Here is a 22272-nt window from a genome sequence, read left to right as displayed (position 1 = left end):
CACAGATTGCCAAGAAAGCAGCTCTCCTTCTGACTGGAGAACTGCTTTCTGCGGCAGATTGTGTATCTAAGCTGTATATCTAATGCCGCTGGCCTATCTTCTCCGTCTCAATTAGTTGGATAGACGTGCTTCAAGCTCGGCTTTTTCTTTCTCATATCCAGGTTTGCCAAGAAGCGCAAACATATTTTTCTTGTACGCTTCCACACCCGGTTGGTCAAATGGATTTACGCCAAGTAAATATCCGCTAATACCGCATGCCTTCTCAAAGAAGAGAACGAGTTGGCCGAATGTGTACGGTGTCATATCAGGAATCGTTACGATCAAGTTAGGTACTTGTCCATCCGTATGAGCTAGCATCGTTCCTTGGAATGCTTTCTTGTTAACAAAGTCCATCGTCTTGCCTGTCAAGAAGTTCAGGCCGTCCAAGTCCTCTGGATCTTCGTTGATCGAAATATGATGCGGAACCTCTTCAACTTGGATAACCGTCTCGAACAGGTTGCGTGTACCTTCTTGAATAAACTGTCCCATCGAGTGCAAATCTGTAGAAAAATCTACGGATGCTGGATAAATCCCTTTATGGTCTTTACCTTCACTCTCACCGTATAGCTGCTTCCACCATTCCGATACATAGTGCAAGGACGGCTCATAGTTAACGAGAATTTCTGTCGTCTTGCCTTTACGGTACAATGCATTACGCACTGCTGCATATTGGTAGCTCAAGTTCTCTGCTACATTCGGATTGCTGTACTCCGTTGCTGCGTCTTGAGCACCTTTCATCATGTCATCAATGTTAATGCCTGCTACTGCAATTGGAAGCAAGCCTACTGGTGTCAATACAGAATAACGTCCGCCAACATCATCAGGAATAACGAATGTCTCGTAGCCTTCCTCATCAGCCAACTTCTTCAACGCGCCCTTCTCACGGTCAGTCGTAGCGAAAATACGGTTCTTCGCTTCTTCCTTACCGTATTTCTTCTCCAATACTTCTTTGAAAATACGGAATGCGATCGCTGGCTCTGTTGTCGTACCAGACTTGGAAATAACGTTAATCGAGAAGTCTTTACCTTCGATAAGTTCCAATAGATGCGTTACGTACGTAGAGCTGATGTTGTTTCCTGCAAAATAAATTTCCGGTGTCTTACGCTTGTCCTTCGGAAGCATGTTATAGAACGAATGTCCCAACATCTCAATCGCTGCGCGAGCACCTAGGTAAGAACCGCCGATACCAATGACGATGAGAACCTCAGATTGCTGTTGAATGCGAGCTGCCGCTTCCTTCACACGAGCAAATTCTTCTTTATCATAGTTAAATGGAAGGTCGATCCAACCTAAGAAGTCAGATCCAACTCCCGTCTTATTATGTAGTTGTTCATGTGCCAAGCGAATTGGCTCAGCGAAGTAATCAAGTTCATGCTGTCCTACGAATCCAAGTGCTTTGCTGTAATCAAAGTGTATGTTGTTCGGCATATCATACACCCTCCTTCAATTTGGTTGACTTTGCCACTTTAACCCATGAAAATGAATATACGTTAAGGATACTGGATTTCGAAATGAAACACAAGGGAACAAGCCGCCTTGTAAGGGTTTACATGATAAAACATATTTATTATTGTTCTTAGACTCGTACTTTTCGAACATGCGTGGATAGCAACTTGAAAAATATCACGCATACGCGCACACGCGTAAAAATGTTCCACCCACCATATGTTTGAGTATACAGGAACGAGCTGTGTTACTATAGATGTAAGTTCATTTCAATTACCTAGTTACTATGCGGTTTTATTTATCGTCATGCTGCACGTTAGCCACTCCCATTATGGAGGCCAGCATACCGGCATACAAATACAATGAGGTGACCAATGATGAAAAAAGTAGCTGTTCTTGGCATGGGCACAATGGGCGCCCCTATGGCACGCAACTTGCTGGAAAAAGGATTCGAAGTAATCGTCTATAATCGAACGATAGAAAAAACGACCCCGCTAGCTGCATTGGGAGCATCTATCGCCACCACACCTAAACAAGCTACTGCTGAAGCGGACGTTGTAATAAGCATGGTCAGTGATGATACATCTATTACTCATATTTACGATGGACCTGAGGGAATTCTTGAAGGGCTGCGTCCTGGAACTTATGTCATCGACAGTAGCACCATTTCACCAACACTCGTTATGCGATTAGCTGAAGATTGTCATACAAAAGAAGCGATATTTTTAGACGCTCCTGTAACAGGAAGTAAACCTGCTGCAGAAGCTGGCACACTGCTGTTTATGGTTGGCGGTGAATCTGCTGCTCTAGAAGCAGTTCGTCCTGTGTTCGAAGCGATGGGCAGTAGAATTGTCCATATGGGTGCGACAGGTAACGGTTCTATTACGAAGCTTGCCCATAATGCCATCGTAGGCATTAACAACGCTGCATTAGCAGAGGGATTCTCTATAGTAGCCAAAACGGGTGTTAACCCAAGTGCCTTTTTAGAGGTTGTACAAAATGGAAGTGCCGGTAGCAAGGCTGCAGATTTGAAAGGGCAAAAAATTGTAGACGGTAACTTCGACAATCAGTTTTCCTTGCAGTTAATTCTCAAAGATTTGAAACTCGCTTCTGTACTTACAGATTCGATCCAAACCCCAACTCCGATGCTGGAAGCTGCAAAAAATATGTTCCAAATCGGACATGCATCTGGTTATGGGGAAGAAGATCTCTCCGCTGTTGTTAAAGTATACGAACAGTGGCTTGGCCACAAAGTAAACAAAGAACATGAGCCAACATCGGAATAGCAATATAGGCGATATAGTAACAAGAAGAAGAGCCCGGTATGCATTATGCACCGGGCTCTTTTCATTACTGCTTATATATGATCCTATTGTAAAGTGAACCGTTCATCCGATGTCTGTCTTAGCTGTTTAGCCGGTTCTGCCTGTACAATTCCACTATTCCGCAATGTAGGAACAGCAGTAATCTGTTACTTCGTGCACCCGCAACTTGAAGCTTGCATTCGCTGGCACGTAGAACTCGCCTTCACCTTCGATGCTCAACCACTCTGTCTGATCAGGCAGCAATATATCTAACTTGCCTGCTTGAATCTCCATTAACTCTTTTACATCTGTACCGAATTCGTAGTCACCAGGCATCATAATGCCAAGTGTCCTCTTCGTTCCATCTGCGAAAAGAATCGTGCGACTCGTAACTTTACCTTCAAAGTACACATTCGCTTTTTTCAAAACGGTTACTTCTTGATAACGATCTGCAGCAACAGTTGAATTTGACATCGGAATCGGCCCCTTTTTATATAGGAAATGGATTATCGTTTATGTTTCAATAGCGAACTATCGGAACTACGAGAACAATGAATTATAGCAAGCTTTTAACGCGGCTTACTACGTTTTCAACTGTAAAGCCATATTCGCTCATTACGCGGTCGCCAGGTGCAGATGCGCCGAATGTAGAAATACCAATGATGCTTCCTTTGTCACCTACATAGCGATCCCAGCCAAATGGGTGACCCATTTCAACTGCAAGGCGTGCTTTAACTTCTGGAAGCAATACGGAATCTTTGTATTCCTGAGATTGCTTGTCGAATAGATCCCAGCTCGGCATGCTGATAACGCGAACTTGGATGCCCTCTTCTGCCAATGCCGCTTGTGCACGAACAGCAAGCTGTACTTCAGAACCCGTTGCAATAATTTGTGCTTGTGGTTTGCCGTCTTTTGCATCAGACACCACGTAAGCACCACGCTTAATACCTTCGCGCGCATTTTCAACGGAACCTTCCAAAATCGGCAAGTTTTGACGAGTTAGTACAAGCGCCACTGGGTTCGCTTTGTTCTCAACCGCATAAGCCCAAGCTGCAGACGTTTCATTTGCATCAGCTGGACGAATCACTGTCAAGTTCGGAATTACGCGGATAGAAGCCAATTGCTCGATCGGCTCATGCGTAGGACCATCTTCACCAACAGCGATACTGTCATGCGTCAATACATACGTTACAGGCAAGTTCATCAATGCAGATAGACGAACTGCTGGACGCAAGTAATCTGTAAATACGAAGAACGTACCACCGAATACTTTAACACCACCATGCAATTGCATACCGTTCATAGCTGCAGCCATTGCGAATTCACGAACACCGAAGTAGATGTTGCGACCATCGTATTGGCTTGCATGGAATACTGGAAGACCTTTCAAATGCGTCATTGTAGAGCTTTCCAAGTCAGCAGAACCACCAGTTAGGTAAGGTACGTTTGGCGCAAGACCGTTCAAAGCATTACCAGAAGCAACACGAGTAGAAACTGCGCTGTCGCCTACTTGGTATTTTGGAAGGTTCGCATCCCAGTCCGCTGGAAGTTCGCCAGCAGCAGCAAGCTTGAATTGCTTAGCAAGCTCTGGATGAGCTTTCTCATAGCTGTCAACTAGTGCATCCCACTCGCCGTTCGCAGCGATACCAGGTTGCTTAATTGCAGCGTTGAAGTGAGCATAGATTTCTTCAGGAACGAAGAATGGCTCGTGCTCCCATTGGTAGAACTCTTTCGTCAATTGTGCTTCGTCAGCACCAAGCGGAGAACCGTGCGTACCGCCATGGCCGCCTTTACCTTGCTTGTTCGGGCTACCGAATCCGATTACCGTCTTCACTTCGATAAGTGTCGGCTTGCTTGTCTCAGCTTTAGCTGCTTGAACAGCTGCCTCGATAGCAGCAAAGTCGTTGCCGTCTTCAACAAGAAGCGTTTGCCAACCGTATGCATCGAAGCGTTGACGTACGTTCTCACTGAAGGACAAGTTCAACTCGCCATCAAGAGATATATCGTTGGAATCATATAGAACAACCAATTTGCCAAGCTTCAAGTGACCTGCCATGGAAGCTGCTTCGTGAGAAATACCTTCCATCAAGTCGCCATCGCCGCAAATTGCGTAAGTATGATGATCAATCACATTGAAACCTTCACGGTTATAAGTAGCACCCATTTGTGCTTCTGCCATAGCCATACCAACTGCCATAGCGATACCTTGACCCAATGGACCTGTTGTAGCATCTACACCAGCAGTATGTCCGAATTCTGGGTGACCAGGTGTCTTGCTTCCCCATTGGCGGAAGTTCTTAATATCGTCGATAGATAGGTCATAGCCGCTCAAGTGGAGCAAGCTGTACAACAGCATCGAGCCGTGTCCTGCAGACAAGACAAAACGGTCACGGTTAATCCAAGTTGGGTTAGCCGGGTTGTGTGTCATTGCCTTTGCAAATAGATGGTACCCCATTGGTGCTGCCCCCATTGGCATACCTGGGTGTCCGGATTTAGCTTTCTCAATAGCGTCGATTGCCAGCGTACGAATCGCTGCAACAGAGCGTGCATCAAGGTTAGATTGCGCTGCTGTCATTATTGATTTCCTCCTTCTATGTCTACAAGAGATTCCAGCACGATAGGGGACTCGTATACACGATGACCCATAACATTTTGCATTATTGTAACATTAGTTGATTCGCTTTTCCACTTCAAAGTGTTAATGAATATGTCGTTTTGACAAATTCACTTTGATAAAGTCAATTATACCTTATTAAACTTGATTTGGCTACTCGTTTATCGTTTTCTGGGGCGACCTCTAATATACGAGCGTTTTTACACATTATACTAATATAATAAAAGCTGCTTTCTATATGAAAGCAGCTTTGGTGCAACGTTGCCAAACTACTTTGTTGAAAGATCGAATCTTTCTCATGGTTAAAATGGATGGAATTGGCGGCATGAAATCAAAAACCTACTTCAACATATCCAATGATTTGAGAATTTCTTGAATTAGCTTTTCTTGCTCTCCTAGGAAAGCCGTGAAATCTGCGGAGTTCTTGTAGCCGTCTTCCCATCCATTCGCCTCAAGCTCTTTTTTCCACTCCTCAGAATCTGAAAGCTGCTTGATTTTCCCTTCCCAATATTTCACCTGTTCCGCATTCATATCCTTTTGACCGAACAATCCACGCCAAATAACGAATTCTGCATCAATTCCTTGCTCTTTATAAGTTGGGATATCCTTGAACTCACCTGACAGACGCTCAGGAGCAGAAATACCAAGCACTCTTACTTGCCCTGCTTCAATAAACTCACTTAATCCGGAAATATCAGAAGCAAGCACATTTGCAGTACCACCTAACAGCGCAGTCAAAGCTTCCCCACCACCATCATAAGAAATAAACTTAATTGTCCTCGGATCAACACCTGCCTTATAAGCAGGCAGCATCGCAATCAAATGATCCTGAGAACCTGGTGCAGAGCCTCCTGCCAAAATAACGGAATCAGGGTTAGACTTCAAATCTGCAATGAGTGACGGCAAGTCTTTGTATTTTGAATCCACTGGAACCGCGATAGCCCCATAATCTTTGGTCAACTGGGCGAGAGGTGTAAGATCTTTATGGGAATATGCGCTTGTGCCTTCTTTTTTGTAATGATTGATAATGATTGGCGCTGAGGGTAGGAACAACTTGTAGGGATCTTTTTTGTCTTTTGTGATGTAATCCGCGAGGCCGACTGCTTGTCCTCCTCCAGGTCGATTCTCTACGAGGATAGGTTGTTCTACTAATTTCGTGTTAGCCAAGGATTTAGACAATGAACGTGCAGTCAAATCCAATCCGCCTCCAGCACCCGAAGGGGCAACAATTGTAAATGGCTTCTCTGGATAGTTTGCAGCTGATGAGTTTGAACCACTTGGAGAGCAGGCTGCAGTAGTTAACGTCACAACTGTGATCATTAAGGAAATCCACCAAAAACGCTTATTACGATTCATATTTATTCATCCTCCCCAATTTAAGCAAATCTCAATGACAACGCTTTCAAAGATTGGATCGATGATAACACACTTGCAAATCATTCCAAGTATTTTGTTCATTTTGGACATAAGTGTTTTAAAAATAATATATTTCTTTTTGCTCACACCGCATTTCAAGCCTTGAGCGATCTTGGAAGTGCTATAATCGTGCCATATACAAAAAATCACATTCCACAGACAAGGTGTGTTGCAGATGGCCCTTCTCATTCGTATTTATGCCGTAATTTTCGGGATAGAAACAATGCTGTATATGACGCGTCCGACTATCTCCCTGCTCGGCACACAGCTTGGAGCTAGCACATTCGATATCGGAATGCTGACCGCTTCCTATGCTTTTTTACCTGTCATATTTGCCATTTACCTAGGTAAAATGACAGATCGTATCGGGGATAAACTCCCTAATATGGCGGGTGTAATAGGAATGATGATCGGACTATTTCTCCCCTATGTTTGGCCTTCATTGACTGCTCTATATATTTCACAAATGATTATTGGCATCTCACGGATTATGGTAACGATCGCTCTTCAAAATATGGTCGGGAGAATTGCTCCCCCCGCACAGCGTGATCAATATTACGGCTGGCTCAGCATGTCTGTAGCTTTAGGTGGTGTGTTCGGTCCCATACTCGGCGGATATATTGCGCATCATACTTCTTATGTACATACCTTCTTCATTTCCGTTCTAATCGGAATCATCCCATTTATACTATCTTGGTTTATTTCTGGTCAACGGGAAGAACGCTCACTACCAGCTATAAATGCCAAAATAAATCGTTCAAATACAGATGGATCATTTGGCTTACTTCGAAGCTCTACGCTGCGCAAGGCACTCTTGTCGAGCGCTTTAGTCTTATATTCTCGCGATATTTTTGTCGCCTACTTCCCTCTTCTAGGTGCGGAGTGGGGAATGTCCGATATTGGAATCGGATGGATTATCGCAATCCAAAGTATGGCTATGGTGGCTGTTCGCCTGTTCCTGTCTCCACTAACGAAAAGATACAGCAGAGAGCTTGTTCTAATTGGCTCCATTTTAATTGCCGGCATCGCATTTATGCTCGTTCCGCTCACGACTCCTTTTATTTTAATGGCGATCATTAGTACTATAATGGGTCTGGGCCTTGGATGCGGTCAGCCGTTATCGATGACTACTATATTTAATGCATCACCACCTGATCGTACAGGTGAAGTTCTTGGATTGCGCTTATCTACCAATCGCTTGTCACAAGTGATTGCACCATTATTTTTTGGCTTCATTGGTACGTCCGCTGGCATTGTTTCCGTATTTTATTTAAGCGGTGTCTTTCTCATTGGAGGGGCAATCCTTACTCACACACCTTCATCTAAAGTTAAGGAGCGAAGCAATAACAGAGCGCTATGACTATTGATTTGACTTATGGAGTTTGGTGCTGGATTGGTAAAATGAAAATAAGTCCAGCACCTTTTCAACGGGGCTGGACTTATGTACGTGTATGTAATTACTCCCCTTACCATAAGCACTCTTTTACAAAGGAAGCATGTTCTGACGTTCTGCTTTTGGCCGGCAATCTTTGCACAAGCCAACGATAGTACCATTTTCTCTTGCATAGAAAATCAGCTTCTTGGATGGAGTTTTACAAAACGAACATTTTTGTCCCGTCTGTTGCAACGGTTTCTCTTTCGATCGTTTCGTAATTGGAATGACGTTTGCCTGAGAACGATCTCGCTGCTTTTTGACCACCACACCATATACGACAGCTGCGATGGCACATACAATAACAACAAGCCATACAGTTGGCACGCAACCTCCCCCTTTCCTCTTGCCAAAGAAAGAGCCAGACGATCCTATAACACATTTCGTCCGGCCCATTATTTCAAACTTATTCTTTCCTAGCTGCTAATTAAAAACAACGGTCTTGTTCTGATGAACAAGAACACGATCTTCAGCATGCCATTGAACAGCACGCGCTAATACGACACGCTCAATCGTACGTCCAATTCGTTTTAGCTCATTTACATCCGCACTGTGTGTAACACGGCTAACGTCCTGCTCGATGATCGGACCGCCATCCAACTCTTCCGTAACAAAGTGAGCTGTAGCTCCGATCAATTTTACCCCACGTGTGTAAGCTTGATGGTATGGTTTACCACCAACAAACGCAGGAAGGAAGGAGTGATGAATATTAATAATTTGGTTTTTATATACCTCAATGAAACGAGGCGAAATAATCTGCATGTAGCGCGCCAAAATAATAACATCTGCTTTACCTTCTACTAATTCGATCTGGCGACGCTCTGCTTCTGCCTTTGTATCAGGCGTAACTGGAATGTGATGATATGGGATGCCAAACGACTCTACGTAGTCTCGCATATCATTATGATTACTAATAACCATAACGATCTCAGCATCCAAGTCCCCTGCTTGCCACTGCCACAATAGCTCTACAAGGCAGTGATCTTCTTTGGAAACGAAAATAGCAAGACGCTTCTTATCACAGACTCGTGTAATGCGCCACTGCATTTCGAACGATTCCGCAATCCCTGCAAAGTCCTTCTTCAACTGTGCAAGGCGCTCTCCCAGCTCAGCCATATCGAATTCGATACGCATAAAGAACATGCCGCCATCTGGATCCATCGTATATTGATCAGATTGAACAATATTTGCGTCATACTCAAACAAAAACTTAGACACCGCTGCGACAATCCCAGCTCGGTCTGGGCAAGAGATCAGCATTCTACCGCGATTCAAACGCTCCCTATCTGCTTCCAGACGAGCTTGTGTCATTGTATGTTGATGTGTCATTTATTTCTCCCCCACTGGATAACTTCTTATTTAGAAATGACTTTGCTGCCAGCAAACCAAACGCTCAAACGCTGATTCACTTCTTCTTCTGACAGTTCCGGGAACAATCCAGCTGCCATAATGGTGTCATATAGACGCTCCATTGGCTCACGTGGGTCAGCTTTGCGTGCCTTCGCATCGGACTTAATAACATCCCAAGTATCCAGAACAAAGCCACGACGATCTAGGCCCTCCTTATTCATCAAGGTGTCAATGCGCTCTACATCCTCGATGATGGATGAACCAAAACGCTCCAATACATTGCCGCGCAGAAGCGCGATCTCAGCTTCATACATCGGGCGCTGTTTCTTCGGATCTTTACCAATCCATGGAGTCTCCAAAATAAATGGACGTCCTTGCAGCGCTTCATGGTGAACGATACGATGAATGCCTTCAAACCCAATCCATCCTGCTCCGATTGGTGCATGGCGGTCTTTGCGAGCTCCTGTTGGATTTTTGCTATCATTTAAATGCACAACTGCAATACGATCCAGGCCAACGAGGCGATCAAACTCTGCTAATACACCATCTAGATCATTAACGATGTCGTACCCAGCATCATGTACGTGACAAGTATCTAAACAAACGGTCAATCGATTGTTTAACTCTACTTTATCGAAAATCGTCGCAAGCTCCTCAAAGCTACGTCCCATCTCTGTACCTTTGCCCGCCATCGTCTCCAGTGCAATATTAACATCCGTGTCTTGAGTATTACTGAGTACTTCATTAAGCCCTTCAGCGATACGAGCCAGTCCATATTCTGCATCTTTATCTGTATACGCACCAGGGTGAAGCACGATTTGCTTCACACCAATATGATGCGTGCGTCGAATTTCTTCTTGCAAAAAGTTCACAGCTAGCTCGAACGTGTCCGGCTTGTACGAACCAAGATTAATAATATACGGAGCATGAACGACAATTTCTTCGACGCCGTTCTTCTCCATAAGCTGCTTGCCTTCTTCAATATATAGGGACTCGATAGGTTTGCGTCTAGTGTTCTGAGGTGCACCCGTGTATATCATGAACGAGCTGGAGCCGTATGAAGCAGCTTCCTTTGCCGCTGTGAGCAATCCTTTATCCGAGAATGATACGTGAGAGCCAATTTTCAGCATAATACAACTCCTTTTATCAACTAATTGTACCTATTTTACAGGTTATATCGAAATAAATCTAGGAATGCGGTATAATTCGAAGTGTCATATGTAAATTCAGGAAATTCACAAGAGGTGAGCCTAATGCACATCATGTTTTCTTTATTTCCTTTAGCGGCAACTCGACCTAGTGACGGGTTTCTCAACACGATCACCGTATGGACGTTTATTCTAGTTGGCCTAATGGCCATTGGCGGCTACTTTATGTTTCGCAAGTTCCTTAAAGTTCTTCCTATGCGCGATGGCAAGTCGAAGCTCGATTGGCAAAATTATTGGGTAGAACGCAGTCGTCCATTATGGACAGAAGAGTCCAAGGCACTGCTAAATCTATTTGTTGATCCTGTACCCAACGCATTTAGAGACATAGCCAAGCATACAATTGCTGCTAAGATTGGCCAACTTGCAGTGGAAAGCGGTGCCTCACAGGTAACTTATGACCATTGTATAGAGGGCTATATCAAGGCTACCCCTCAGCGCGACTATAAATACCTAATCAAGAACTTGAAGCGCCACAATATTGATTACAGTGCTTACGAGCACTTACTGCAATCATAATTTTATCAAGTAGATATGTGCTTATAGGCATGTCTACTTTTTTGTTGTGATAGACTGTAACAAACACTAAAATTTGGTGCAACACTTACTGAATTGGTTATGAATTTACTATCATAATCGTTAGGGAGTTGGTTTCAATTGAAAATGTTACTCAGCGGCGGTACAGGTCTAATTGGAACAAAGTTAGCTGAAAAATGGCTGCACGAAGGACATGAAGTCATCATACTAACCCGCTCTGTGCCAGCAGTTGACCACTCATCTCGTACACGCCAATCGATTTATCTCACATGGTCTCAGCTAGCTCAAATGCCAGCCATTGTAGAAGATGTAGACGTAGTTGTGAATTTAGCAGGCGAGACTATTAATCAGCGTTGGAATGATAAGACGAAGGACCGAATACGCAAGTCTCGTCTAGAACCAACAAGACAAATAGCGGACTGGGCTTCTAAGCGCAATGGAGTTCTGCCCTTATTAATTTCAGCTTCTGGCTCTTCCGTATACGGCAGCTCTGATAGGGATACATTCGATGAGCAGTCTCCTCCAGCAGGACAGGATTTCTTATCCGATGTAGTCCGACAATGGGAAGCAGCAGCCGATCAAGTACCCGCTCAACGCACAGTAAAACTTCGCATCGCTCCTGTACTTTCCACTGAAGGAGGAGCCTTTCAGAAAATATTACTTCCATATCGACTAGGGTTCGGTGGCCGGATCGGCAGCGGCCAACAGCCATTTTCTTGGATTCATATCGATGATATCGTTCGCTTGATCAACTTTATTGTTCATGACAAAACGTTAAGTGGTGTAGTGAATGCAAGTGCTCCCGAATCCATAACCAATGATGAATTCGGACGTAAAATTGGCTTCATTTATCAAAAGCCTCATTGGCTTCCTGTACCTGCTGCCGCTTTGAAACTATTACTTGGTGAAATGTCCATTCTAGTCTTAGAAGGACAACATGTATTCCCTGCGAAGGCATTGCAGCACGGATTCCAGTTCCGATACCCATCTGTAGAACAAGCGCTGCTTGCCTTGAAAGAAAGGTAGGATGGCCTCACCCACGTTAGACTCCAAGACCACATCCAATTTTGAACATCGCTTAAACTCAACAAAGAAGCCCTACATGGCCATTGTGCTAACATGCAGGGCTTCAAACAATTATAAAGAAACATACTCTCGTTTGAGCTGAGATTCATCCACCCCAAACACCTATCCTATGTGCGGATAGGAATCCGCTGTGGCATTTTCATAATACTTATCCTCAGTGCATGTGCGATGCTCTAGACGCACGTGCTCTTTTCATACTCACCCGATATACATAATCAATGATTCGAATATGATCTCCTTCGTGGAGCGGATATTTTTTATATGGGATCAGCATATCATTTTGCAGCTCAGTTCCATTTTTTGAGCCTAAATCTTGAATGACATAATGATCGTCATGCCTATTCAATTCACAGTGCATCTTTGAAATACCCATCAAGGACAATGCATGATGTACCCCTTGAGCTCCCCTTCCAATTATGAATGGCCACTCCGTAATCGTAATCACTTCTTCAACCGTTCTCTCGTCAGAAGCAAGACGTTCAAGTGCAAAGATAATCGGAGCATTTGATTCAAGATTCCCCACAGAGGAATCAAGTAGCGTAGTTGCATCAAATTGACCTCCGCTCATCAAGGTCGTATGTTCTGACATATCATTATAATGAGATCCAAGAGATACTGGCTCCTGTGATCGAAGTGGCGGCACAACAAATGCTGGTGTAAAGTTAATATTAGTTTTTTTATAATCAGCCGTGGGCGTTGAGGGTGACAACAAAGTTGACGGCAGCTCTACCGATGCGAAATCAGGAAGCATGCCTGTTGCTGGTGTAACAGACCACTTTTTCTGCATGCTCTTAGCTTTGTCACGATTGTTGCTATTTCGGAACCAGCTCACCATTCCTAAGAACCAACCTTTCCACCATGCAAATCCCATAAAGAGAGCTACTGCTGTAGCAGCGGAACTCAAAAGCATGCCAATGGAATCACGACTCTCCATGTAACCGAATTTCCAACCCAGTACAGATATTATGACTGCAATAGCCACCCCGATAATTGGCGATTGTGATTGTAGTGGTTGAAGCTCACCGCTATTTTCTTCAGCATCAGGCTCCGGCCATGCAAGTTGATTCTGATACTGTAATTCAGCAGAATCTAAATGGGCAGATGAATTGGTATTCGAATCATTCATTGCACGTGTAGTAGTCATTCGATTAGCATTCATTTGATCTGACATCGAGGGACGAGCATCTGCTATATGCTGCGAATAGGAGTGAGCTATTCCGTTCGTTGAAGGCTTAGACTTAGCGGATGGAATAGAGTTGTAACTTTCATTGCTAGCATGTGGATTCCTAGATAAATCCCCCATAGTATTTATTTGACTAAAGGATGTACGCTCAGTTGTAATCCCCGAAGAAGCAGCCGTACTGCTATTCCATGTACTCGCACCAGCCAATGGATTAGCGATAGCCGATTGGACGAATTGACGTACTTGAGTTATGGAATAACTGCCGTCGTGCAGCATACGAACCATCTGCTGAAAAGTATCCCCTTGCCAACTTGATACACTGCCTGATAGTTGAATGGCAAGACGGCAAATACTCTCCATCATACTGTTCTCGTTCAATGCCCCTTGTATCGGGATATAAGGCACGTGCAGAACTCCTTGCGCAATGCCCCCTTCAATAAATATAAATTGTTCATGAAGCAGCAATTGATTCGGATGCAGCATGTATGAACGACAATCTTCTACCATTCGCATCAATTGTAGTAACCACTCATATAGCTGCATTTCTGTTAACTTTTCACTACGAAATAGCTGCTGAAGCATTTTTTTACCGCTAATATCGAAATAGAGTTCTACATTAAAATCGATTTCTCGTACATCAAGGGTAAGCATCTGTGGAATAGGGTGCCGCTGCATCATCTTTATAGCATGCATGTCCAATTCGTCTGACCGTATCGCTGGGTCACGAACAACTTTCATCATTACTTTACCATCATGAACAAAATCCGCCTTATACCCGTACACAGTAGAACTCCTTTCTCGCTCTCAACTTGCCCCTCAAACCATGCATCGACTGTTACACAACATACAAAGAAAATGAATATGCCGTTACAGCTGCCGGAGCGACCGCGATCATAAATGGAAATGTAGCTGGTTGACGAATGACATCCTTAATCGGCTCTAATGACTTCAATCCGATGAACAACAGCAAGGATCGCAGCAACCTTTTGCCTAATGTACGATATTGATATAGGAGAATCGCTAGCGCAATTAACCCGCCGTATATGATCGAGAGCATAAAAGTATCCCAGATGAATCCCCCTCCCATCCATGCGCCCAGTGCAGCAAAAAACTTCACGTCGCCTGCTCCAACTGTCCGCATCACATATAACAGAAATAAAGGAATAAAGCCAATCATAATGCCCTTAAACACAAATAGTAATCCTTCCATTCCAGTCATGATGGAGTGGAACAGTAAGGCACTAACAACAGCAGTTACTGTGAGATAATTCGGTATGATTCGCTTCCGAACATCTGTTACACAAGCAAAAGCTACTAAAAAAGCCCCTATCAGATCAGCACCATTCAAATGCCCAGCACCTCACTTCATTTTTTTCTCGACGTCGAACATCATCGTGCTAGAACGACCATCAGCCGTCCGTACTTCCAGCTTCCAAGTACCCGGCTGTGTATTCCCTGATATATGCCAAGTCCAACTAATATTGCCGTTGGCATCAGCTTCAGCCCAGCCAACATGCTTTGCCTCGCTCTTCCCGCTTTTCCAATAGACAACAAGCTCTACCCGTTCATTTGGTTCAACTTTGGCATTTAGACTTGCTTTCCCTCCTGGGTGAAGTGGCTGAGGTGATAACGTTCCTAATTGAGGCGGCGGCTTATCTTTGGATGATCCCGCTTGTCCGTTATTTGAATTTGGAGGAGGTCCATCCCCAACCCATACTCGCTCAGACGCTCGTGCCGTTAACGTCACTTTCTCCATCGTGAAAGGCACCCTCATTGGCAGATCATATTCAATTTGCAGCGAAATAAAGGGAGACTGCTTTCCTTTGAGATCAGGGAGCTTCAAATGCGTTACTCGTATTCGGTCAGCTACTAGTACATGTTGTATACCGTATCTCGCCAAGAGCGGTTGAAATATAGCTTGACCAGCAGGCGCTTGTAATTGTTCGCCAAGGGAATGAACCTGATTACCTACCCAATCCTTGCCAGAGACCACCCAACTGGATACGGGCTCTGGCAGTGATACTCCAAATGTATTTACAAATTCAGTGATGAGAAGCTGAGCATTAGCAATTGGAGGTTTAGACATGATTCTCCCGATTGGCCCCGTCTCCCACACAGGCGGAATCGCTTCCGCTGCTAATGCTACCGGATACATATGTGTCGCTACCTGCTTTACACTATTCGTTGCTGCGGACTGCAACGCGGTAGATATAACAGCAGCCTGTATCATATAAATAAAGAACAGAAATAACAGCAGTACCATTGGTAGTAGCAACGCCGCTTCAACAATAATGCTACCATTCTCATTATTACGTAATAATAGACGTTGTTTGGGGTAAAGGGGTCGTACTTGTAGTCGATGTCTAATAAGAAAATACAGATGTTTTACTGCTCTCGTACTTTCCATTAACAATCTGTCCTCCTAACATCCCACTGTGCCCCAGAAGCTTCATCAGCCCTGGCAAAAACCATAATTTCATCTTCGTCCTCAATTGAGTCTCTGCATAAGTTCCGCTTGTTGTAGGATTTGTACCTGTGTTGTAGTGAATAAGCCCCAACATACGCTGAAGCATATCCTCTCGATCTCCATGTACCATCATAAAGATCCGTAAATGATCCGAATAAGTAAGCTTTATATTCGGTGTATATTTAGATAGTGGGATTTGGTTTACTGTCACTAGTAATTGCATGTCTAAGATAGCTTGTGTAACCCCATACAGGATAGCTGCGGCAGTAATGAGCAGTGGATGAACAAGATGTCTATTCTCCACGAATCCCTCCATCGTTCGAATAGCTAATCGAGTAGCAAATATCTCACCATAGGCAGCTGCAATATTACTAAAATGATGATCTAATCCATATAGAATATACTCCAACTCTTGATTATGAACGCCTAATGATTCGACAACGCTATTCGGTATATTCACTCCTGAAGTCATAATCGACTGCAGTTTGGTAGGATCATAGGAAGTAAAATACAAAAACGCATACTCATTGCGATACATTCGATCTCTACTACTTGCTAAAACATCACCCATGCCGTTAAACAGCGTGGTCATAAAACTCATAGATTCTGAACTTGCCTCGCTAGCATCCTTGTTAGGTTTAGAAATTCCAGCTTGCTTCATTTCCTCAGACGCATTGAATTGGCGTATGGCCTCAACTTTCTTTCTAACATCTGTAAAGCCTTCTTTGTTCGCTTCCATCTGGTTACCCAAGTTAGTGAAACTGGACAATAAAGCGGCTGCTTCCATCATCTTCTGATCCGCCGCTTTTTTGGTACGTGCAATTTCACTGTCCTTCGCTTTAAGTTCTGCCAACTCTTTTGCACGCTTGTCAACCAAATTAGATAGGGCTACGTAGTCTTTATCATACTTCTTCCATTGCTGTGCCATATTAAACACCGACTGAGCTAGTGAAAGCTTAGTACCCGCCCCGCCTAATAATTGCCCCACTAAAGAAGAGAAGCCTTTAATGCGGTCATCCAAATTACTAACTAGTGTCTTTTGTTGAATCAGTTCACGTTCATATTCAATAAAGAATTGATCTCTCATTACAAGTTGGTCCGCAGACTGTCTTATTTGATTAAGCACGTCTGCCTGTGAGGCAGTACTTCCTTGTTGGGTAGGAACATTTGCACCTCCAACTTGACTATAGCCGGGAGGAGGTCCATTAAGGCGTACTTGAAGTACAATTGTACTCATCTGACTATTAATCGACTTTGCTTCCTCCAGATTCGTAATAGAGCGATTAACAAAGTTCTGATGCCTATTTTTCATGTACTCTGACATTTGCTTTAGTTCAAGCGTTATAGAGTGGGAACCACTCTCATATTCTTTTATTTCACTTTGGTGCTGTTTATCCTTATCTTTCGCAGTAGCTTGATCAGATGCATACTTAGTAGCATAATCGTTATACTGCATCGCAATATCTGCAGCTGTATTGATGGTTCCGATTGGATTACTAGCTATATGCTGAGGGTTATAGAACACTTGAATCCCATCAATAATTTTTGTATCTAACTGCGCATCGGAAAAAGCAATACGGGCGGCTTTTTGATCTTTAATCACTTCATCCAACAAATGATTGCGTTTGGTGTACATCTTCTCTAGCTTCTGCATTAGATCCATGACTTGCGAAGCCTCACCCATAGCATTCGCCATCGGCTTCATTCTCCCGAATATTTCATATCCGAGCTGAACTGGAGCTTTATATTTCATGTCCTCCATAATTTGATGCTCAAACTCTTCTAATTGCCCAAGAGGACGAGTCACTCCCGTGGAATGACTGTCCGCCTCGAGCTGAACCCACGAAAATGAACTCTGAGAATGCTGTGGTACATGTTGACGAAGTACTTCCTCTACGATCAACGCAGGTTCTGTCTCACCGTACGCAAACAACCCATAACGCTGCTGCAAAGCAGGATCAAAAGCCGACATAACCGAACGAGCTGCCGATTGAGCAATTACTTCCGAACGCCATTCCATTGCTGCAATACGTGCATAGTCTATAAATACCGTCATGACCATGAATACGACCATAACGATAAATATTAAAAAAATAGACACCGCTCCCTTCTGTCGCTTCCAGAACCGTCTTCCCCATATGCTAAGTTTGCGTACTCGTTTCGCCACATTAGTACCGTTCATCAACACTGCCCCCTACTCATCCCGTTCAACAAATAGAACCCCGATCAATAATCAAGAACGCCTTCACATTTGAAATTAAGTATAGTTCCCTTCTATGGTGCGGCAGCTCTTTGTATCATAGAACCTGCCTCTCTTGGAGTTGCCCCAAGCGTCCCACTCATTTCTGTAAGTTTAACTTGCATATATCTAACAAATTGCACAGTACGAATAAACTCCGCAGGTTCAACAACCGCTGTTACTGCCGTCCCATCAACCTCAATGCTTTTTCCTGACAAACGTTCTAGTACGTTATCTTTAACTGGCTCTTGCAAATAAGTTGTTACTGTACGTTCTACTAAGCTATTTCCATATTCCATGCTCCCTTTGTAAGCATTAGGAATATGTTCGGCGCTTAATCCTAGCTTCTTCTCAGCCAAGCTACCAGAAGATCCTGTATTCGGTAGTGCTATGGAGAAGGCGCTATCAGCGCCGCCTCCTTGAAATACTCGGTCTATTAACTTGTCGTCGAGTGCCCGCCAATATAATTTATCGTAGGTGTGCTGTGGAAAAGCACCTGTTAGCGGATGTTTGTTACTATTACTCCATATAACTCCCGCACGCTCCGAGCTGAGAACAGCACCATGTGCAGTAATAGCTTTGAGGTAAATCATGATCCCTAGAAATAGCATAATTAACGTGCACAATAGTATGATAGGAAATACAATCGACGCCTCTATTATAATAGCTGCCCCATCTTCTCGAGATAGCCAACGCCATTTTCTAAATACCTTCATCCCATCATTTCCCCATTAAATCTGTTGTCTTGCTTTGAGCTCCTGTAATAATGCTCGAAATAAAACTAGAAATTTGATTTCTAAAAATCAATGCCAAGAAAACAACCACTGCAATAATAACGACTAGCTCCACCATTCCCAACCCGTCTTCTTCTTTCCAAAAACGTTTCCATTGGAATTTCATTGCTTGCAACATATAAATCTCTCCTTTTCATGTTCAAATGGTAAGATATACTGTCAGTTAACCCATCATCATAAGTGCAGGTCCACCGACAACCGCTAACACGACAAGGAACATCAGCATCATCGGAAATATAAGCTTCGTTGATGCCTCTTCTCCCCTTTTGCGCGCAACTGCCTTACGCTTGTCCCACAACTGCCTTCCCAAATCCTCCATCGCCAATACGAACGATGCTCCGCCTCGCTTCTGATTCATCAAAATCGTGGTCGTAAACATTGCAGCCTCTTGAACCGCGCAGCGCTTGGAAAATTGCTCTAGTGCCTGTGCAAATGAATAACCATTCTGCACATCTTTCAACATGCGATTCAGTTCTATGTACAACGGATGATTCAAGTGCTCGCCTTTACGATGTACACATATAGCAAGCGCCTTTTGGACTGTTTCTCCTGCTTGAACGAGCAAGCTTAATTTGCTAAGAAGCTCAGGTAGCTCCATCTGTATGTCTTGTTGTTTTTGTACAGACTTGTTTATAAGTTCCTTTGACTTCACCAACGGAAGAATTAGCGTCAACATCCATGCACCCACGAAATTAATGGCACTACCATCAGTTACTGCAGGCAACAGCAACGCTACCATAGTGCCTATATATACGATTAGCATTACCTCACCTACGAAGAGACGATATCGAACATAAAAAGCTTGCGGACCGTGCAATTGAAAAACAGCCTGTCTAAGAGAGACAAATATCGGATGCGTATCCAAAGTTCGTTGAATTTTTCCTGTCAAATGCAAAGCAAATGCTAACCACGCTGTGAGCTTATACGAAGGATCCACCTGACTAATAATTTCGTTATGCTTCCCTCTTGCTTGCATGTGACCGGCAATAAAAATGACCAGCATCATAGTAAATGCTGCGAACCATAGCCATTGTCCCAACATCCACAATCACCGCCCTAATTGGTAACGAACGAGTTATACTCGAATGTTCATCATTTTCTTTAGAAGCCATATTCCTATAAAGAGCAAAGCTAATGAGACCGTTGCAAGAATTCTCCCACCGCCTTCATATAAAGGAGCCATAAAATCTGGTGAGCTAAAGTTAATAAATCCAATAAAGAAAAAGGGTGCCACCATCATCGCTTTCATTTCCAGCCGTTTCTGGGCTATAAGCACCTCAATTTCTTGTACAATATCCATCTTCTCGCTTATAACGGTAGATGTTCTTCGTACAACTTCTACAAGGTCACCGCCCAATCGTTTGCAAGTTACGATAACATCAACAAAATTCGAGATATCATCTTGATTAGCACGTTGACTAAAATCCATCATGGCCTTTTCCATAGGAACTCCGTTTTCCATCCTGGCTCGTATAATGCGGAGTTCCCGCATCATATCAACTTCGACACCAGGATACAGCATCTTTAAATCATGTGATGCTTCTTTAAGAGCATTTTCAATTGATCTTCCCGCAGACAATGAAGAAGATATAGAATGAAGCGCCTGTTTAAACTGAAGTGTCAATTGTGCCCGACGGCGCTCTATCAGTCCACGACCTCGTATTCGCGGATAATATAAGCCAAGCGCACCAAAAATAATGACCCCTATGAAATGCTGATAAAATAAATAACCCACAAATGACATACAGCTTATACCTATCACTAATCCAAAAACATATTCTCCAACAGACTGTTGATATACCGTGTAATCTGGCAAGCCCTGCTCCTTGGATTTGTTCATAGAAAAACGTTTGTTAGGTTCACTTTGCATCATCCCCCCTCCTCATTAGGGCAACGTAGTCCGGCCATTTGCAGCTTCCAGCGTTCTTGCAAAGAACCTTTGCATGTTAATCTTCCATGCACAACCCCATCTACTTCGCCTTCCTCATCAAATGTGTACAGAGGAAAGAGCACAATCTCACCTCCTTCCATACCACTCACCTCCGCAATCTCCAGCACTTTGCGCGATCCATCTCGAATACGGGCTAGATGGACGATAATATCAAGAGCGGACGCAATTTGCTGTCGTATAACAGGCAAAGGAAGGCTCGCCCCACTTAGTACCATCGTTTCCAAGCGGCTCATCATGTCGCGCGCACTGTTCGCATGGCCAGTTGATAAGCTCCCATCGTGCCCAGTATTCATAGCCTGCAGCATATCAAGAGCTTCAGCGCCACGGACCTCTCCGACCACAACTCGATTGGGTCGCATCCGAAGTGATGCTCGAATCAGATCTCGCATCGGAATGGCACCTTTTCCCTCGGTATTGGCATTCCGCGTCTCCAAGCCAACTAGATTCGGCACCGTTATAATTTGCAACTCTGCAGCATCTTCGATGGTAATAACTCGCTCACTAGAGGGAATATATTGCGACAATGCATTTAAAAATGTTGTCTTGCCCGAACCCGTTCCTCCGCTAATAAAAATGTTATATTTCGCCTGAATGAGTGTCTTCAAGAGCTCTGACGCTTCTACTGTAATGGCACCCCGCTGTACTAAATCATCCATCGTCATAGGTTGAGTAGGAAATTTACGAATCGTCACAGTTGGGCCTTTGAGTGCTATCGGAGGGAGCACAACATGCACCCGTGAACCATCCGATAGCCGTGCGTCTACAATCGGTGAAGATTCATTTACGACACGATTCACTTGAGATACGATCGCTTGAATAATGTCTTCAAGCTTCTCTCGGTTCTCAAACTTCATCTCCAACTGTTCCATTCTTCCATCCCGCTCAATAAATATTTCCTGATGACCGTTAATCATAATTTCTGTAACTGAGGGATCATCCACTAACGGCTGCAACGCATCTAGCCCCCGGAAGCTATGAAAAACACGCATTACAATCGAATGCATCTCTTGAGAAGTCAGTCGCTTCATTTCAGGAAGTGTAAAAAGAACCTGCTCGATTCGAACCTGTAATTGTTCATCTTCGAGTTCCTCATCCCATTCCATCTGCTCTCTAACCCGTTCACGAACGTTAGCATATAAATGCTCCGTATCACGAAGCTCTCCAGTTTGTTCATATCCCACTTGTATATGAGTCATTTCTGCTGCCTCA

20 protein-coding genes are annotated in these 22272 nt (G+C 43.9%); 4 read left to right on the top strand and 16 right to left on the bottom strand.

Features of this window, described 5'->3' with window-relative positions:
• Nucleotides 1-111 precede the first annotated feature (111 nt).
• Nucleotides 112-1467, bottom strand: a complete 1356-nt coding sequence (locus IFO66_RS17180; RefSeq protein ID WP_028593162.1) for a glucose-6-phosphate isomerase — start codon at nt 1465-1467, stop codon at nt 112-114.
• Nucleotides 1468-1862: 395 nt separating this feature from the next.
• Between IFO66_RS17180 and IFO66_RS17175 the strand changes: the two genes are divergently transcribed.
• Nucleotides 1863-2771 (top strand): NAD(P)-dependent oxidoreductase, encoded by a 909-nt coding sequence (locus tag IFO66_RS17175; RefSeq protein WP_192026370.1) that lies wholly within the window; start codon nt 1863-1865, stop codon nt 2769-2771.
• A gap of 153 nt (nt 2772-2924) precedes the next feature.
• Here IFO66_RS17175 and ppnP read toward each other — a convergent pair whose 3' ends face one another.
• The 3 genes from ppnP to IFO66_RS17160 all read right to left on the bottom strand — a co-directional run bounded on the left by ppnP (nt 2925) and on the right by IFO66_RS17160 (nt 6759).
• Nucleotides 2925-3263 (bottom strand): pyrimidine/purine nucleoside phosphorylase, encoded by a 339-nt coding sequence (ppnP, locus tag IFO66_RS17170; protein ID WP_192026338.1) that lies wholly within the window; start codon nt 3261-3263, stop codon nt 2925-2927.
• A gap of 82 nt (nt 3264-3345) precedes the next feature.
• Entirely contained in the window at nt 3346-5364 is a 2019-nt protein-coding gene (gene tkt, locus IFO66_RS17165) for a transketolase (protein ID WP_192026337.1), read from the bottom strand.
• Nucleotides 5365-5742: 378 nt separating this feature from the next.
• Entirely contained in the window at nt 5743-6759 is a 1017-nt protein-coding gene (locus IFO66_RS17160; RefSeq protein ID WP_192026336.1) for a Bug family tripartite tricarboxylate transporter substrate binding protein, read from the bottom strand.
• 235 nt (nt 6760-6994) lie between these two features.
• Between IFO66_RS17160 and IFO66_RS17155 the strand changes: the two genes are divergently transcribed.
• A complete protein-coding gene (locus tag IFO66_RS17155) occupies nt 6995-8179 on the top strand; it encodes an MFS transporter (protein ID WP_192026335.1) in 1185 nt (394 codons plus the stop codon).
• Nucleotides 8180-8302: 123 nt separating this feature from the next.
• Here IFO66_RS17155 and IFO66_RS17150 read toward each other — a convergent pair whose 3' ends face one another.
• The 3 genes from IFO66_RS17150 to IFO66_RS17140 form a co-directional block, all read right to left on the bottom strand.
• Nucleotides 8303-8578, bottom strand: coding sequence for a hypothetical protein (locus IFO66_RS17150; RefSeq protein WP_192026334.1), 276 nt, complete (start codon nt 8576-8578; stop codon nt 8303-8305).
• Between the two features lie 96 nt (nt 8579-8674).
• Nucleotides 8675-9580 (bottom strand): formyltetrahydrofolate deformylase, encoded by a 906-nt coding sequence (gene purU / locus IFO66_RS17145; RefSeq protein WP_192026333.1) that lies wholly within the window; start codon nt 9578-9580, stop codon nt 8675-8677.
• Between the two features lie 26 nt (nt 9581-9606).
• Nucleotides 9607-10731 (bottom strand): deoxyribonuclease IV, encoded by a 1125-nt coding sequence (locus IFO66_RS17140; protein ID WP_192026332.1) that lies wholly within the window; start codon nt 10729-10731, stop codon nt 9607-9609.
• Nucleotides 10732-10854: 123 nt separating this feature from the next.
• On the opposite strand from IFO66_RS17140, the gene IFO66_RS17135 reads away from it, so the two are divergent.
• Complete coding sequence (locus tag IFO66_RS17135) at nt 10855-11325, top strand: DUF2621 family protein (protein WP_192026331.1); 471 nt, start codon at nt 10855-10857, stop codon at nt 11323-11325.
• 144 nt (nt 11326-11469) lie between these two features.
• Nucleotides 11470-12369, top strand: a complete 900-nt coding sequence (locus tag IFO66_RS17130) for a TIGR01777 family oxidoreductase (RefSeq protein ID WP_225445850.1) — start codon at nt 11470-11472, stop codon at nt 12367-12369.
• 214 nt (nt 12370-12583) lie between these two features.
• Here IFO66_RS17130 and IFO66_RS17125 read toward each other — a convergent pair whose 3' ends face one another.
• The 9 genes from IFO66_RS17125 to IFO66_RS17085 all read right to left on the bottom strand — a co-directional run bounded on the left by IFO66_RS17125 (nt 12584) and on the right by IFO66_RS17085 (nt 22259).
• Entirely contained in the window at nt 12584-14395 is a 1812-nt protein-coding gene (locus IFO66_RS17125; protein WP_192026329.1) for a DUF6382 domain-containing protein, read from the bottom strand.
• 52 nt (nt 14396-14447) lie between these two features.
• Nucleotides 14448-14960 carry an A24 family peptidase gene (locus IFO66_RS17120; protein ID WP_192026328.1) on the bottom strand — a complete coding sequence of 171 codons (513 nt, stop codon included), beginning with the start codon at nt 14958-14960 and terminating at the stop codon, nt 14448-14450.
• 12 nt (nt 14961-14972) lie between these two features.
• Complete coding sequence (locus IFO66_RS17115; protein ID WP_192026327.1) at nt 14973-16019, bottom strand: pilus assembly protein; 1047 nt, start codon at nt 16017-16019, stop codon at nt 14973-14975.
• Complete coding sequence (locus IFO66_RS17110; RefSeq protein ID WP_192026326.1) at nt 15976-18261, bottom strand: acyl-CoA cholesterol acyltransferase; 2286 nt, start codon at nt 18259-18261, stop codon at nt 15976-15978. The genes IFO66_RS17115 and IFO66_RS17110 overlap by 44 nt, the downstream gene beginning before the upstream one ends.
• Before the next feature lie 92 nt (nt 18262-18353).
• The gene (locus tag IFO66_RS17105) at nt 18354-19034 is read right to left on the bottom strand and encodes a TadE family protein (protein WP_192026325.1); all 681 of its coding nucleotides are present in this window, start codon (nt 19032-19034) and stop codon (nt 18354-18356) included.
• A 4-nt stretch (nt 19035-19038) separates the two neighbouring features.
• The gene (locus tag IFO66_RS17100; protein ID WP_028593177.1) at nt 19039-19230 is read right to left on the bottom strand and encodes a Flp1 family type IVb pilin; all 192 of its coding nucleotides are present in this window, start codon (nt 19228-19230) and stop codon (nt 19039-19041) included.
• 45 nt (nt 19231-19275) lie between these two features.
• Entirely contained in the window at nt 19276-20154 is an 879-nt protein-coding gene (locus IFO66_RS17095) for a type II secretion system F family protein (RefSeq protein WP_192026324.1), read from the bottom strand.
• A gap of 33 nt (nt 20155-20187) precedes the next feature.
• Entirely contained in the window at nt 20188-20985 is a 798-nt protein-coding gene (locus IFO66_RS17090; protein WP_225445841.1) for a type II secretion system F family protein, read from the bottom strand.
• Entirely contained in the window at nt 20982-22259 is a 1278-nt protein-coding gene (locus IFO66_RS17085; RefSeq protein ID WP_420488678.1) for a TadA family conjugal transfer-associated ATPase, read from the bottom strand. Before IFO66_RS17085 ends, IFO66_RS17090 begins: the two co-directional genes overlap by 4 nt.
• Between the last annotated feature and the right edge of the window lie 13 nt (nt 22260-22272).

Source organism: Paenibacillus arenosi (assembly GCF_014841135.1).
Classification (GTDB): domain Bacteria; phylum Bacillota; class Bacilli; order Paenibacillales; family Paenibacillaceae; genus Paenibacillus_B; species Paenibacillus_B arenosi.
This window is presented reverse-complemented; position numbering and strand designations above follow the sequence as displayed.

What these genes read in the sequence shown, in the direction of transcription:
- IFO66_RS17180 (WP_028593162.1), bottom strand. Translation starts at nt 1,467, where the DNA reads ATGCCGAACAACATACACTTTGATTACAGCAAAGCACTTGGATTCGTA.
- IFO66_RS17175 (WP_192026370.1), top strand. Translation starts at nt 1,863, where the DNA reads ATGAAAAAAGTAGCTGTTCTTGGCATGGGCACAATGGGCGCCCCTATG.
- ppnP (WP_192026338.1), bottom strand. Translation starts at nt 3,263, where the DNA reads ATGTCAAATTCAACTGTTGCTGCAGATCGTTATCAAGAAGTAACCGTT.
- tkt (WP_192026337.1), bottom strand. Translation starts at nt 5,364, where the DNA reads ATGACAGCAGCGCAATCTAACCTTGATGCACGCTCTGTTGCAGCGATT.
- IFO66_RS17160 (WP_192026336.1), bottom strand. Translation starts at nt 6,759, where the DNA reads ATGAATCGTAATAAGCGTTTTTGGTGGATTTCCTTAATGATCACAGTT.
- IFO66_RS17155 (WP_192026335.1), top strand. Translation starts at nt 6,995, where the DNA reads ATGGCCCTTCTCATTCGTATTTATGCCGTAATTTTCGGGATAGAAACA.
- purU (WP_192026333.1), bottom strand. Translation starts at nt 9,580, where the DNA reads ATGACACATCAACATACAATGACACAAGCTCGTCTGGAAGCAGATAGG.
- IFO66_RS17140 (WP_192026332.1), bottom strand. Translation starts at nt 10,731, where the DNA reads ATGCTGAAAATTGGCTCTCACGTATCATTCTCGGATAAAGGATTGCTC.
- IFO66_RS17135 (WP_192026331.1), top strand. Translation starts at nt 10,855, where the DNA reads ATGCACATCATGTTTTCTTTATTTCCTTTAGCGGCAACTCGACCTAGT.
- IFO66_RS17130 (WP_225445850.1), top strand. Translation starts at nt 11,470, where the DNA reads ATGTTACTCAGCGGCGGTACAGGTCTAATTGGAACAAAGTTAGCTGAA.
- IFO66_RS17115 (WP_192026327.1), bottom strand. Translation starts at nt 16,019, where the DNA reads ATGGAAAGTACGAGAGCAGTAAAACATCTGTATTTTCTTATTAGACAT.
- IFO66_RS17110 (WP_192026326.1), bottom strand. Translation starts at nt 18,261, where the DNA reads ATGAACGGTACTAATGTGGCGAAACGAGTACGCAAACTTAGCATATGG.
- IFO66_RS17105 (WP_192026325.1), bottom strand. Translation starts at nt 19,034, where the DNA reads ATGAAGGTATTTAGAAAATGGCGTTGGCTATCTCGAGAAGATGGGGCA.
- IFO66_RS17100 (WP_028593177.1), bottom strand. Translation starts at nt 19,230, where the DNA reads ATGTTGCAAGCAATGAAATTCCAATGGAAACGTTTTTGGAAAGAAGAA.
- IFO66_RS17095 (WP_192026324.1), bottom strand. Translation starts at nt 20,154, where the DNA reads ATGTTGGGACAATGGCTATGGTTCGCAGCATTTACTATGATGCTGGTC.
- IFO66_RS17090 (WP_225445841.1), bottom strand. Translation starts at nt 20,985, where the DNA reads ATGATGCAAAGTGAACCTAACAAACGTTTTTCTATGAACAAATCCAAG.
- IFO66_RS17085 (WP_420488678.1), bottom strand. Translation starts at nt 22,259, where the DNA reads ATGACTCATATACAAGTGGGATATGAACAAACTGGAGAGCTTCGTGAT.